The organism is Streptomyces sp. NBC_00631, from assembly GCF_045206895.1.
Classification (GTDB): Bacteria; Actinomycetota; Actinomycetes; order Streptomycetales; family Streptomycetaceae; genus Streptomyces.
Genome location: NZ_CP107734.1, coordinates 1,711,665 through 1,724,148 on the forward strand (window position 1 = coordinate 1,711,665; position 12,484 = coordinate 1,724,148).

Here is a 12,484-nt window from a genome sequence, read left to right on the forward strand (position 1 = left end):
GGCCCCTTAGGGTGCCCTCGTGACTGCGTTTATCGACGACGACAACATCCCGGGCCGGTACGGCCCCACCGCGACCACCGAGGCCGACCCGCACGAGGTCGGCAAGGTGCACACCGAGTACTCCCCCGCCCACGACGGCGACCCCGACCCCGGTGAGATCGTCTGGACCTGGGTGCCCTTCGAGGAGAACGACGGGCGGGGCAAGGACCGGCCGGTACTGGTCGTCGCCCGGGAGCCGGCCGGCACTCTGCTCGCCGTCCAGCTGTCCAGCAAGCAGCACGACAACGACCGCGAGTGGGTGGCGATCGGCAGCGGCCCCTGGGACCGTACCGGGCGGGACTCCTGGGTGGACGTGGACCGCGTCCTGCGCCTGCACGAGGACGGCATGCGCCGAGAGGCCTGCGCCCTCGACCGGGGCCGCTTCAACCTCGTACGCCACCGGCTGCACGAGCGCTACGGCTGGAACTGAGCCGGGCGCTCCCCTGGTTGCGCAGTAGGCCTACCGCGGGCCGGTGGGGGCTGGTCGCGCCCACGCGGCGTTAGCCGCATATCGATTGCGGGGCTGCGCCCCTTAAGAGGCGCAGCCCCGCAGCCGACTTCAAACCTCAGCGGTCCGGAACGTCTCCGCGAAGGCGGCCCGGACCACGGATCCCGGCGTGCGGTCCAGGACCCCGAACACCACGTGGTCGAAAGTTCGCGCGAACCGCCCGCCGGGGCCCAGGAGTTCCCGGAAGGCGCCCGCCACCTGTGCGGGATCGTTCTGGAACACCCCGCAGCCCCAGGCGCCGAGGACCAATCGCCGGTAGCCGTGCGCGGCGGCCACCTCCAGCACCCGTTCGGCGCGTACGGCGAGGGCGTCCGGCAGTTCGCCGGCCCGCTCCGGGGCCGTACGGCGGATCACGCCCGCGTTGGGCGCGGCGGCCGTCAGGAAGCCCGCGCGGTAGGGCTCGGCGAGCAGCGCGCCGCGGTCGTCGCGGAAGACCGGGACGGCCGGTGAGTGGATCACGCGGTCCGTGTAGAAGGGGTCGCGGTGGGCGCGGTGGTGCTCGTAGTACCCGGCGGCCTCGCGCAGGCACGTGTACAGCGCGGAGGCACGGCACAGGGCCTCCTCCTGCGCCTGCGCGCCGTTCAGGTAGCCGCCGCCCGGATTGCGGGCCGAGGCGAAGTTCAGGACGGCCACCGGGGCGTCGGCGAGGCGGCGGGCGGCCTCCAGGCTGCTCTCACCGGTGACCTCGAAGACGGCGTCCAGGCCGGGGACGGACGGAACAGGGACCGGGTCCGGAACAGGGACCGGGTCCGGGCCGTAGAGCCGTGTTCCCGCCCGTGCGGCCGCGATGCCGGCCGCCAGGTGGACCTCGCGGCCGTCGGGCGCGCGGTAGCGCCCGGCCGCCACGATCTCCTCGGTCTGCCGTGCGACACCGCGCAGGCGCGCGCTCATGGCGCCACCCCCGTGGACGCCATGACCGCGGCCCGCGCGGCCTCCCCCGTCGTGCTCATGCACGCATCCTGGGCGATGCTGGTGGTGCCGTGCAACGGAGTTTCCCTGGCCTGAAACGGCCGGAAACGCAGAAGGAAGCAGAGGTTACCGATCCAGAACGTCCCTATAGGTGCCCTTGTGCGAATGGACGCGACGGTCTTGGGTGGAACGGACGATGCCGTCCCGGACGCGTCCACGGCCGGGGCGGTGGCATGGTGGAATCTCAGGAGGATCCCTACATGTCCGACGCGATATCCGACGGCGGTCACTGTACCGACGGCTCCGTGAAGACCGATTTCTCGGACGACCGCACCGCTGTCACCGAGGCCGAGGTGGAGGCTCTGGTCAAGGGCATCTGCTTCAAGACCGGCCCGCCCCGCACCCTCGGGGTCGAAGTGGAATGGCTGGTCCACGAGCTGCGCGGGCCGCAGCTCCCGGTGACATCCGAACGACTCGAAGCGGCCTACGCCGCACTGCGCACGGTGCCCCTGGGGTCGGCGCTCACCGTCGAACCCGGCGGCCAGCTGGAGCTCAGCTCGCCGCCCGCCGCCTCCCTGATGGAGTGCATGGGCACCGTCTCCGCCGACCTGGACGCCGTCCGCAAGGTCCTCGCCGAACAGGACCTCGGAATACTGGGCGTCGGTCACGACCCCTGGCACCCACCCCGCCGCTTCCTGCGCGAGCCGCGCTACGACGCGATGGAGGCGTGCCTGGACCGCACCGGCACGGCGGGCCGCCACATGATGTGCGCCTCGGCGTCCGTCCAGGTCTGCCTGGACGCCGGCCACGAGGAGCCCGGCCCGCTCGGGTACACCCGGCGCTGGTGGCTGGCCCATCAGCTGGGCCCGGTGCTGGTGGCCGCGTTCGCGAACTCCCCCCTGGTCGGCAACCGGCCCACCGGCTGGGTCTCGACCCGGCAGCTGCTGTGGATGGAGATCGGCGCGGGCCGCGCGGGCGCGCCCCCGCTGGACGGCGACCCGCGCACCGCCTGGGCCCGGCACGTCCTGGACGCACCGGTGATGTGCGTACGGCGGGACGGCGGCCCCTGGGAGGTTCCCGAGGGCATGACCTTCCGGGCCTGGACCCGGTCGGGGACGCCGCCCACCGGCACTGACCTGGCGTACCACCTCACCACGCTGTTCCCGCCGGTCAGGCCGCGCGGTCATCTGGAGCTGCGGATGATCGACGCGCAGCCCGGCGACGACGGGTGGATCGTGCCGCTGGCGGTGACGGCGGCGCTGTTCGACGACCCGGAGGCCGCCGAGACCGCGTACCGGACGGTGAAACCGCTGACCGAGCGGGCGGGGCCGCGGCCCGCCCCGAACAACCCGCTGTGGCTCGACGCGGCCCGCACCGGGCTCGGCGACCCGGAGCTGCACGAGGCCGCCGTCGCCTGTTTCACGGCGGCGCTGGAGGCCCTGCCGAGGCTCGGCGCCACCCCCGAGGTCATGGACGCGGTGGCCGCGTACCGGGACCGGTACGTGCTGCGGGGCCGCTGCCCGGCCGACGACCTGCTGGACGGAGTGCGCGGCACGGCCGGTCGCGCCCATGGGAAGGACATCAGCGCATGACCGAGACCGACGTCGACATCGATATCGAGACCCTGCGGGACCGGGCACTGAAGTCCCTGACCACGGCCCGCGACCGCACCACGCTGCTGACCAGCTGCGTGGAGGGGCCCGACCTCACCGCCCAGCACTCCCCGCTGATGTCCCCGCTGGTCTGGGATCTCGCGCACATCGGCAACCAGGAGGAACTCTGGCTGCTGCGCAACGTGGGCGGGCGGGAGGCGATGCGCCCCGAGATCGACAGCCTCTACGACGCCTTCGAGCATCCGCGCTCCGAGCGGCCCTCGCTGCCGCTGCTGCCGCCCGCCGAGGCCCGGCAGTACGCGGCCGAGGTGCGCGGCCGGGCGTTCGACCTGCTGGAGAGCACGGCGTTCAGCGGCACCCGGCTGACCGAGGCCGGGTTCGCCTTCGGCATGATCGCGCAGCACGAACAGCAGCACGACGAGACGATGCTGATCACCCATCAGCTGCGCAAGGGCCCTCAGGCCCTGACCGCCCCGGACCCCGCCCCGGCGCCGCCGTTCACCGGCCCCGCCGAGGTCCTGGTCCCCGGCGGCCCGTTCACCATGGGCACCTCCACCGAGCCCTGGGCGCTGGACAACGAACGCCCCGCGCACCGGCGGGAGGTGGCGCCCTACTGGATCGACACCGTCCCGGTGACCAACGGCCGGTACCTGGAGTTCATGGCGGACGGCGGCTACGAGAACGAGCGCTGGTGGACGCCGGCGGGCTGGGCGCACATCCGGCAGCACTCCATCTCCGCGCCGCAGTTCTGGCACCGGGAGGGCGGCCAGTGGCTGCGCCGCCGGTTCGGGGTCACCGAGGTCGTGCCACCCGAGGAGCCCGTCCTGCACGTGTGCTGGTACGAGGCGGACGCCTACGCCCGCTGGGCCGGGCGCCGGCTGCCCACCGAGGCCGAGTGGGAGAAGGCCGCCCGGCATCACCCGGGCGAGAACCGGTCCCGGCGCTACCCGTGGGGCGACGCCGACCCGGCTCCGCACCATGCCAACCTGGGCCAGCGGCATCTGCGCCCGGCTCCGGCGGGCAGCTACCCGCAGGGCGAGTCCCCGCTGGGCGTGCGGCAGTTGATCGGTGACGTCTGGGAGTGGACGTCCAGCGACTTCCTGCCCTACCCCGGCTTCGCCGCCTTCCCGTACAAGGAGTACTCGGAGGTGTTCTTCGGCCCCGAGTACAAGGTGCTGCGCGGCGGTTCGTTCGCCGTGGACCAGGTGGCCTGCCGGGGCACGTTCCGCAACTGGGACTACCCGATCCGGCGGCAGATCTTCTCCGGCTTCCGCACCGCCCGCACGGCGGAGGCCGCCTGATGTGCCGTCACCTGGCCTGCCTGGGGCCCGAGGAGCCGCTCGGCCGGCTCCTCGTGGATCCCGAGCACTCCCTCTACCGGCAGTCGTGGGCACCCCGGCGGCAGCGGTACGGGACGGTCAACGCGGACGGTTTCGGGGTGGGCTGGTACGCCCCGGCGGATCCGCAGCCGGCCCGGTACCGGCGGGCGGGGCCGATCTGGGCCGACCAGTCCTTCGCCGACCTGGCCCGGGTCGTACGGACCGGCGCGCTGCTGGCCGCGGTACGGGACGCGACCCTGGCGGGCGCGGACGCGGAGGCCGCGGCGGCGCCGTTCGCCGCGGGCCGCTGGCTGTTCAGCCACAACGGGGCCGTCCCCGGCTGGCCGCGGTCCCTGGCGCCCCTGGTCCCGCTGCTGCCCCCGGCCGACCTGCTGTCGATGGAGGCACGCACCGACTCGGCGTTCGTCTGGGCGCTTGCCCTCGACCGGCTGCGCTCCGGCACGGCACCGGGCCCAGCCCTCGCCGAAACGGTTCAGCAGGTGGCCGAGGCGGCTCCCTCCGCCCGGCTGAACCTGCTCCTCACCGACGGCGAGACCATCGCCGCCACCGCCTGGGGCGACAGCCTCTTCTATCTCTCGGAACCCGGCCGGCGCACCGTCGTCGCCTCCGAGCCGTACGACGACGACCCGCGCTGGCAGGAGGTCCCCGACCGCACGCTGCTCACCGCGAGCCGCGCGGGCGTCACACTCGCGCCCGTCGAGAACCCGGTCGAGAAACACGTCGAGAACCCGGTCGAGGACCCGGCACCATCCCCCGCTCCCGGCTCCGTCCGGGCGGGGGCGCCCACATTCCCGAAGGAGCCCTGTACGTGAGTCCCTTCCGTGTCACCCGCACCCTTCCCGAGGACGCGACGGACGCCGCGCTGCGCGCCGATGTCCTGACCGGCCTCACCGCCACCCCCAAGACGCTGCCGCCGAAGTGGTTCTACGACGCCCGGGGCAGCGAGCTGTTCGAGCAGATCACCGAGCTGCCCGAGTACTACCCGACCCGGGCCGAGCGGGAGATCCTGCGCGCCCGGTCCGGCGAGATCGCCGCCGCGAGCCGCGCCCGCACTCTGGTCGAGCTGGGCTCGGGCTCCTCCGAGAAGACCCGGCTGCTCATCGACGCGCTCACCGCACTTGAGGTGTACGTACCGGTCGACGTCAGCGAAAGCGCGCTGACGCAGGCCGGCCAGGCGCTCGTCGCCGAGCGGCCGGGGCTGACCGTGCACGCCCTGATCGCCGACTTCACCGGCCGGCTGAAGCTGCCGGACACGCCGGGGCCCCGGCTGCTGGCGTTCCTCGGCGGCACGATCGGCAACCTGCTGCCCGCCGAGCGGGCCGCGTTCCTGGCCTCGGTACGCGCGCTGCTCACGCCCGGCGACGCGCTGCTGCTCGGCACCGACCTGGTCAAGGACGAGGAGGTGCTGGTCCGGGCGTACGACGACGCGGCCGGGGTGACGGCGGAGTTCAACAAGAACGTCCTCGCCGTCGTCGACCGGGAGCTGGACGCCGACTTCGACCCGGGCGCCTTCGACCATGTCGCCCTGTGGGACGCGGAGAACGAGTGGATCGAGATGCGGCTGCGCTCCCGGGTGGCGCAGACCGTGAAGGTGCCCGCGCTCGACCTCGCGGTGGACTTCGCGGCGGGCGAGGAACTGCGCACCGAGGTGTCGGCGAAGTTCCGGCGGGAGGGAGTGACCGCCGAGCTGGCACGCGCGGGGCTGGAGCTGACCAACTGGTGGACCGACTCACAGGGCCGCTTCGCGCTCTCCCTGAGCGTCGCCCGCTGAGTCGACCGCCGTGCGCTCCGCTGGACGTGCCGCGCCACGTCGTCGGTCGTCCGCGGCGCCGTCGTGACTGCTCGCGCCCGCGCGGCGGCAGCCGCACATGCAATGCGGCCCCGCGCCCCTGTGGGGCGCTCACCCGAAGTCCGGCGCGAGCAGTTCGGTGATCCGCCGGGAGGCGCGGCGGGCCTCGGTCGCGGGGTCCGCTCCGCCGAGCACCTTGGTCATGTAGCCCTTGATCGGGTTGTCGGCCTCCACCGCCGGCCAGTCCGGGGTGTGGGGGGTCGCGCGCCCTCGCGCGGCACCCGCCGCCATGGCGGCGACCCCCTCCTCCCCGGCCACCGCGCCGGCCAGCGTGGTCTTGTTGGGCACGTAGTTCATGGTGCGGGCCAGCTCGGTGTCCCACTTGGCACCGGTCAGCGCGCCGACGACGGCGGTCGCGTCGTAGGGCCGGTCGGTGTTCTGCGGTACGACGAGGTCGGAGCCGCCGGTGAAGACGGCGCCGGGGTGGTCCGCACTGAGACCCGGCACCGGGAAGTACCCGATCTCGTCCTTGAGTTCGGGATTCTCCTGCACGACGGACTGGGCGAGGCCGGGCACCGCGACGATCTGCGCCACCTGCCCGCCCGCGAACACCTGCGCCTGGGGCGGGTGTTCCTCGTCGGCGTCGACGGGCCCCCTGCCGAGGGCCTGCAGCCGCCGGTAGAAGTCCATCCCGCGCAGTGCGGCGGGGCTGTCGAGGGTGCCCTTCCAGCCGGCGTCCGTCTCCTCGGCAAGGTCGCCGCCCTCGTCCCAGATGAACCCCGAGAGCGTGTACCAGTCCTGTCCGGCGAGGTAGATCCCCTGCCTGCCACCGGAGTTGAGCTTCTCGGTGTCGGTCAGCCACTCCTCACGGGTCTTCGGCGGGGCGGTGATCCCGGCCTTCTTGAAGAGGTCCTTGCGGTAGATGACGACCCGGTTGGCGGCGTACCAGGGGATGCCGTACTGGCGGGAGTCGTCCCGGCCGGGCTCGGCGAGGCCGGGCAGCCAGTGGTCCTTGCCCCAGTCGCGCATCGACTCCAGGGTGAGGTCGGTGAGCCGGCCGTCCTCGACGTACTGCGGGACCTGGGTGTTGCCGACCTCGATGACGTCGGGCGCGTCGTCGGCGTCGCTCTTCAGCGCCGTCTGCACCTTGTCCACGATGCCGGTCCAGTCCTGGATGCGGATCTCCAGGCGGATGTCCTTGTGGGTGCGCTCGAAGTCCGCGGTGAACCGGCGCAGAAAGTCCGCCGAGGCGCTGTTCCGCATCAGCCACACCGTGACCGTGTGCCGACCGCCTCCCTGGCCCGGCAGCACTCCACAGGCGCTCAGCAGGGCGGCGGACACACAGACGAGGGCGAGCGGTCGGCGAGGTCTCACGGCGGTTCCTGTTCTGTCTGTGGACAGGCGAAGGGGCCCGGCGTGGGGGAAGGAGCACCAGGTGCTCATACGGGTGTACGGGATTTTGGTATGGACCAATACGGAGGGTCAAGAGCTGTAGGCGTTTCGGAACCGACGCCTCGCGCTCCGCTTGAGGATGCGGCACGGTGGAGTGACGACGAGAGGAGCTTTTCGATGACGAACCACACCTACCGGGTCACCGAGATCGTCGGCACCTCGCACGAGGGCATCGACCAGGCCATCCGCAACGGTGTCGCACGCGCCGGCCAGACCCTGCGCAACCTCGACTGGTTCGAGGTGACGCAGGTCAGGGGGCAGATCGAGAACGGCCAGATCGAGCACTACCAGGTGGGCCTGAAGGTGGGCTTCCGCATCGAGGACGAGGACTGAGGGGGCCACCGTCAGGTCCGTCCCTCCCCCTCCTGGGCCTGCTCCAGCGCCGCCGAGCGGTCGGCCCAGCGGGCCCGTACGACGGTGAACCCGGCCCGTTCGGCGGCGTCGCACACCAATTCGTCGTCATCGACCAGGAAGCGGACCTCGCGCCGCTCGGCGAGCCGGCCGAGGATCTCCAGCTTGGTGTGCCGGGCGGGCCTGCGGTCGGCGTTGCGCCGCATGTGCACCCGCCCCTCGGGCAGCCCATGGGCGGCGAGCCAGTCCAGCGTGGAGCGCCGGCAGCGCTCGGGCCGCCCGGTGAGGTAGACGATCTCGCACTCCTCGGCGGACGCCACGGCCAGCGCGATCCCCTCGGCGATCGGCGGGTCGTGCGGCGCGGCCGCGAAGAACGCGTCCCAGTCCCTCGGCCTGCGCTCCAGGAACCGCTGCCGGTGGGCGGTGTCGGCGAGGGTGTTGTCGATGTCGAACACGGCGATCGGCCGCGTACTGCTCTCTGTCACCCGGCCACCCTAGAACGGGGATGACCCCGGACCGCCGGACGGCCGACGGCGGCCTCGCGGCGCCCCGCCCCGGCGGGAATCCTGTGCCCGCGGGACTGTTGAACCCTCTGTGAACGCAACCATCGCCGGGACCCGCTTCTCCGTCCTCGACCGCTCCCGGACCCGGCAGGGGCACGCGCCCGGCGAGGCACTGCGGGACACCGTGGCGCTGGCGCGGGAGGTGGAGGCGCTCGGTTACCACCGTTTCTGGGTGTCGGAGCACCACGGGGTGCCCGGCGTCGCCGGTTCGGCGCCGACCGTGCTGGCCGCCGCCGTGGCCGGTGCGACCCGGACCATCCGGGTCGGCACCGGCGGTGTGATGCTGCCCAACCACCAGCCCCTGGTCGTGGCCGAGCAGTTCGGCGTGCTGGAGTCGCTGTACCCGGGGCGGATCGACATGGGGCTCGGCCGGTCGGTGGGCTTCACCGACGGCGTGCGCCGGGCGCTGGGCCGCGACAAGGGCGACGCCGACGACTTCGCGGCGCACCTCGGCGAGCTGCTCGGCTGGTTCGAGGGGACCTCGCCGACCGGGGTGCGGGCCCGTCCCGCGGAGGGGCTGCGGGTGCCGCCGTTCGTGCTGGCGATGGGCGAGGGCGCGGACATCGCGGCCCGGGCCGGGCTGCCCATGGTCATCGGCGATCTGCGCGGCCGCGAGAAGATGCGACGAGGGATCGAACGCTACCGCGACGGCTTCCGCCCTTCCCCCTGGGCCACCGAACCGTACGTCGTGATCTCCGGGACGATCGCCGTCGCCGGCACCCCCGAGGCGGCGCGCCGGCTGCTCGTCCCGGAGGCCTGGTCGATGGCGTACGCACGCACCCACGGCACGTTCCCGCCGCTGCCCCAGGCCGAGACCGTCGAGGCCCGGACGATGACCGCGAGGGAACGCGGCTTCTACGAGTCCGGCCTCACCGGGCACATCGCCGGCACCGAGGACCAGGTCGCGCACGAACTGGAGACGGTCCTCAAGGAGACCGGCGCCGACGAGATCCTGGTCACCACGAGCACATACGACCGTACGGCGCTGCTGGAGTCCTACCGGCGGCTGGCAGCCGTCGTGCACGGCGCCTGATCAGCTCACCTCGGCCGGCTTGTCCGACCTGATCATGATCTCGCCGTTCGCCGCGTCGACCACCGCGCGGTCGCCGGGCACGAGTTGGCCGGAGAGCAGCAGGTCGGCGAGGCGGTCGTCGACCTCGCGCTGGATGGTGCGGCGCAGCGGGCGGGCGCCGAAGTCGGGCTCGTGGCCGAGGTTGGCGAGCAACTCGGCGGCGGTGTCGGTGACTTCGAGGGCGACGTTCTGGGCGTGCAGCCGGCGCCGGGTGTGTTCCAGCAACAGGCCGACGATCTGGCGAAGTTGGGTGCGGTCCAGGCCGCGGAAGACGATGATCTCGTCGATGCGGTTGAGGAACTCCGGACGGAAGTGCTGCTGGAGGGCCGGCATGACCGCCTCGCGGACCTTGGCGTAGTCCTCGGTACCGGCGGCCAGGATGCGGTCCGCGGCGATGTTCGACGTCATGATGACGACGGTGTTCTTGAAGTCGACGGTACGGCCCTGGGAGTCGGTGAGGCGGCCGTCGTCCAGCAGCTGGAGCAGGGTGTTGAAGACGTCCGGGTGCGCCTTCTCCACCTCGTCCAGGAGCAGCACGGCGTACGGCTGCCTGCGCACCGCCTCGGTGAGCTGGCCGGCCTCCTCGTGGCCGACGTATCCGGGCGGGGCTCCGACCAGCCGGGAGACCGTGTGGCGCTCCTGGAACTCGCTCATGTCGAGGCGGATCATGCGGGTCTCGTCGCCGAAGAGAGCGGCGGCCAGGGCGCGGGCCAGTTCGGTCTTGCCGACGCCGGTCGGGCCCAGGAAGAGGAAGCTGCCGACCGGGCGGTCCGGGTCGCTCATGCCGGCGCGGGCGCGGCGGACCGCGCGGGCGACGGCGGTGATCGCCTCGTCCTGGCCGACGACCCGCTCGTGCAGGTGCTCCTCCAGCTTCATCAGCCGTTCCCGCTCCTCCTCGGTGAGCTGGGCGACCGGGATGCCGGTGGTGCGGGAGACGACCTCGGCGATGTCCTCGGCGGTGACCTTGGGCGCGTGTTCCTCGGTGGTGCCGGCCTGCTCCAGCTCGGCCTCGGTCACCTTGATCCGGTCGCGGAGCTCCTTGGCCCGCTCGTACTCCTCGTCGGCGACCGCCTGGTCCTTCTCCCGGTTCAGGGCGGCGATCCGGTCCTCGATGTCCCGGGTGTCGGTGGGCGGGGTCTTCGAACGCAGCCGTACCCGGGCCGCCGCCTGGTCCATCAGGTCGATGGCCTTGTCCGGGAGGAACCGGGAGGTGATGTAGCGGTCGGACAGCTCGGCCGCCGCCACGACCGCCTCGTCCGTGATCCGGACCTGGTGGTGGGCCTCGTAGCGGTCGCGCAGGCCGCGCAGGATCTCGACCGTGTCGTCGACGGTCGGCTCGCCGACCAGGATGGGCGCGAACCGGCGTTCCAGGGCCGCGTCCTTCTCGATGTGCCTGCGGTACTCGTCCACCGTGGTCGCACCGATCAGGTGCAACTCGCCGCGGGCCAAGGCCGGTTTGAGGATGTTGCCGGCGTCGAGGGCGCCGTCGCCGCCGCCCCCTGCCCCCACCACGGTGTGCACCTCGTCGAGGAACAGGACGAGTTCGCCGCTGTGCTCGCGGACCTCGTCGAGGAGCTTCTTCAGCCGTTCCTCGAACTCGCCCCGGTACTTGGTGCCGGCCACCATCCCGGCCAGGTCGAGGGAGACCAGCCGCTTGCCTTCGAGGGTCCTGGGCACCTCCCCGGCGACGATCCGCTGCGCGATGCCCTCCACGATGGCGGTCTTGCCGACACCGGGGTCACCGATCAGCACCGGGTTGTTCTTGCTGCGCCGGGAGAGCACCTCGATGGTCTGCTCGACCTCCTCGTCCCGCCCGATCACCGGGTCCAGGCGCCCGGCCCGGGCGTCCTCGGTGAGATCGCGGCCGTACTCGTCGACGGTCGGCGTGGTGCTGGGCCTCCTGCGCTCCGCCGCGCCCTCGGCCGGCATCCGGGTCGGCTCCCAGCCGCTGTCGCCGAGCGCCCGCCCGGCCGTGGACTCCGGGTTCGCGGCGAGCGCCCGCAGCAGGTGCTCGGGGCCGATGTAGGAGGCGCCCTCGGCGCGGGAGATCTGGTACGCGTCGAGCAGGGCACGTTTGGCGGCCGGGGTGAGGGTGGTGGGTTCGGTCTTCTCGCCGCCGCCGTGGCCGATGGTGAGCCGCTCGTGGAGCCGGTCGGGGTCGGCGCCCGCCTCGCTGAGCAGCCGCCGGGTGGAGTCGTGGGTGGCGGCGGCGGCCAGCAGATGCCGGGCGTCCAGTTCCTCGCTGCCCTCGACGGCGGCGAGGTCCCGGGCCTCGGCGACCAGCTCCCGGGCCCGCTCGGACAGCAGACTGCCGATGTCGACACGCTGCGGACGGCGGGCCGGTGCGCCCGGTCCGGATCCGCCGAAGAAGCGGGACATCAGCTCGTCGAACTCCTCGAACGGGCTGCGTCCGAATCCGAAACCGGAAGTGCTCATGAGGCCGGGCCTTTCTGCGGGCGGCTCTGTGGTCGGCTGTGCGGGAGCCTCCGAGGGCGCTCGGCGGTCGGCTCCGCGGACGGCGGGAATCCGCGTCTTCCAAGCTCGCACAGGCGCGCCGGGCCCGCACGGGGACGCCCGCCGAGATGCGGACGGCGCCCCGGCCGGTGACCCTGGGGGTGGAAGCCGCAACCAGCGAGGAGGGCTGCCATGTCCATGCTGGACAAGCTCAAGGGGATGCTCAAGGGCCACGAGGACCAGGCCAAACAGGGCGTCCAAAAGGGCGGCGACATGATCGACCAGCGGACCGGGAACAAGTACCAGTCCCAGGTCGACATGGGCCAGAAGCAGGCCGACGACTACATCGAGCGGGAGCGGAGGCAGGGCAACCCTCCGCAGTAGCGAGCCGCCC

12 protein-coding genes are annotated in these 12,484 nt (G+C 72.7%); 8 read left to right on the plus strand and 4 right to left on the minus strand.

Annotated features, from left to right (window positions below):
• Positions 1 to 19: 19 nt before the first annotated feature.
• Positions 20 to 469, plus strand: coding sequence for a type II toxin-antitoxin system PemK/MazF family toxin (locus tag OHB00_RS08000; protein WP_406432682.1), 450 nt, complete (start codon positions 20 to 22; stop codon positions 467 to 469).
• Between the two features lie 129 nt (positions 470 to 598).
• Here the strand turns inward: OHB00_RS08000 and OHB00_RS08005 are convergent, their stop codons facing one another.
• A complete protein-coding gene (locus OHB00_RS08005) occupies positions 599 to 1,438 on the minus strand; it encodes a TIGR02452 family protein (RefSeq protein WP_406432684.1) in 840 nt (279 codons plus the stop codon).
• A gap of 278 nt (positions 1,439 to 1,716) precedes the next feature.
• On the opposite strand from OHB00_RS08005, the gene egtA reads away from it, so the two are divergent.
• The 4 genes from egtA to egtD are packed head-to-tail and all read left to right on the plus strand — an operon-like array spanning position 1,717 to position 6,180.
• Positions 1,717 to 3,048 (plus strand): ergothioneine biosynthesis glutamate--cysteine ligase EgtA, encoded by a 1,332-nt coding sequence (gene egtA / locus OHB00_RS08010; protein WP_406432686.1) that lies wholly within the window; start codon positions 1,717 to 1,719, stop codon positions 3,046 to 3,048.
• Positions 3,045 to 4,370, plus strand: a complete 1,326-nt coding sequence (gene egtB / locus OHB00_RS08015; RefSeq protein WP_406432688.1) for an ergothioneine biosynthesis protein EgtB — start codon at positions 3,045 to 3,047, stop codon at positions 4,368 to 4,370. Before egtA ends, egtB begins: the two co-directional genes overlap by 4 nt.
• A complete protein-coding gene (gene egtC / locus OHB00_RS08020) occupies positions 4,370 to 5,221 on the plus strand; it encodes an ergothioneine biosynthesis protein EgtC (RefSeq protein WP_406432690.1) in 852 nt (283 codons plus the stop codon). The genes egtB and egtC overlap by 1 nt, the downstream gene beginning before the upstream one ends.
• On the plus strand, positions 5,218 to 6,180 hold the full coding sequence (egtD, locus tag OHB00_RS08025) for an L-histidine N(alpha)-methyltransferase (RefSeq protein WP_406432692.1): 963 nt from the start codon (positions 5,218 to 5,220) through the stop codon (positions 6,178 to 6,180). Before egtC ends, egtD begins: the two co-directional genes overlap by 4 nt.
• Positions 6,181 to 6,309: 129 nt before the next feature.
• Here egtD and OHB00_RS08030 read toward each other — a convergent pair whose 3' ends face one another.
• Positions 6,310 to 7,539, minus strand: a complete 1,230-nt coding sequence (locus OHB00_RS08030; protein WP_406445665.1) for an extracellular solute-binding protein — start codon at positions 7,537 to 7,539, stop codon at positions 6,310 to 6,312.
• A 228-nt stretch (positions 7,540 to 7,767) separates the two neighbouring features.
• Between OHB00_RS08030 and OHB00_RS08035 the strand changes: the two genes are divergently transcribed.
• Positions 7,768 to 7,983, plus strand: coding sequence for a dodecin (locus tag OHB00_RS08035; RefSeq protein WP_365701560.1), 216 nt, complete (start codon positions 7,768 to 7,770; stop codon positions 7,981 to 7,983).
• An 11-nt stretch (positions 7,984 to 7,994) separates the two neighbouring features.
• Here the strand turns inward: OHB00_RS08035 and OHB00_RS08040 are convergent, their stop codons facing one another.
• Positions 7,995 to 8,486, minus strand: a complete 492-nt coding sequence (locus OHB00_RS08040) for a hypothetical protein (RefSeq protein WP_406432694.1) — start codon at positions 8,484 to 8,486, stop codon at positions 7,995 to 7,997.
• 109 nt (positions 8,487 to 8,595) lie between these two features.
• Here OHB00_RS08040 and OHB00_RS08045 point away from each other — a divergent pair, with 109 nt between their 5' ends.
• Entirely contained in the window at positions 8,596 to 9,597 is a 1,002-nt protein-coding gene (locus OHB00_RS08045) for an LLM class flavin-dependent oxidoreductase (protein WP_406432696.1), read from the plus strand.
• Here the strand turns inward: OHB00_RS08045 and OHB00_RS08050 are convergent, their stop codons facing one another.
• Positions 9,598 to 12,072 (minus strand): ATP-dependent Clp protease ATP-binding subunit, encoded by a 2,475-nt coding sequence (locus OHB00_RS08050; RefSeq protein WP_406432698.1) that lies wholly within the window; start codon positions 12,070 to 12,072, stop codon positions 9,598 to 9,600.
• A 210-nt stretch (positions 12,073 to 12,282) separates the two neighbouring features.
• On the opposite strand from OHB00_RS08050, the gene OHB00_RS08055 reads away from it, so the two are divergent.
• Entirely contained in the window at positions 12,283 to 12,474 is a 192-nt protein-coding gene (locus tag OHB00_RS08055; protein ID WP_351500267.1) for an antitoxin, read from the plus strand.
• Positions 12,475 to 12,484: the final 10 nt, after the last annotated feature.

Bases quoted from the DNA above. Each gene is read 5' to 3' on its own strand.
- OHB00_RS08005 (WP_406432684.1), bottom strand. From the start codon at position 1,438: ATGAGCGCGCGCCTGCGCGGTGTCGCACGGCAGACCGAGGAGATCGTG.
- egtA (WP_406432686.1), top strand. From the start codon at position 1,717: ATGTCCGACGCGATATCCGACGGCGGTCACTGTACCGACGGCTCCGTG.
- egtB (WP_406432688.1), top strand. From the start codon at position 3,045: ATGACCGAGACCGACGTCGACATCGATATCGAGACCCTGCGGGACCGG.
- egtC (WP_406432690.1), top strand. From the start codon at position 4,370: ATGTGCCGTCACCTGGCCTGCCTGGGGCCCGAGGAGCCGCTCGGCCGG.
- OHB00_RS08035 (WP_365701560.1), top strand. From the start codon at position 7,768: ATGACGAACCACACCTACCGGGTCACCGAGATCGTCGGCACCTCGCAC.
- OHB00_RS08050 (WP_406432698.1), bottom strand. From the start codon at position 12,072: ATGAGCACTTCCGGTTTCGGATTCGGACGCAGCCCGTTCGAGGAGTTC.
- OHB00_RS08055 (WP_351500267.1), top strand. From the start codon at position 12,283: ATGTCCATGCTGGACAAGCTCAAGGGGATGCTCAAGGGCCACGAGGAC.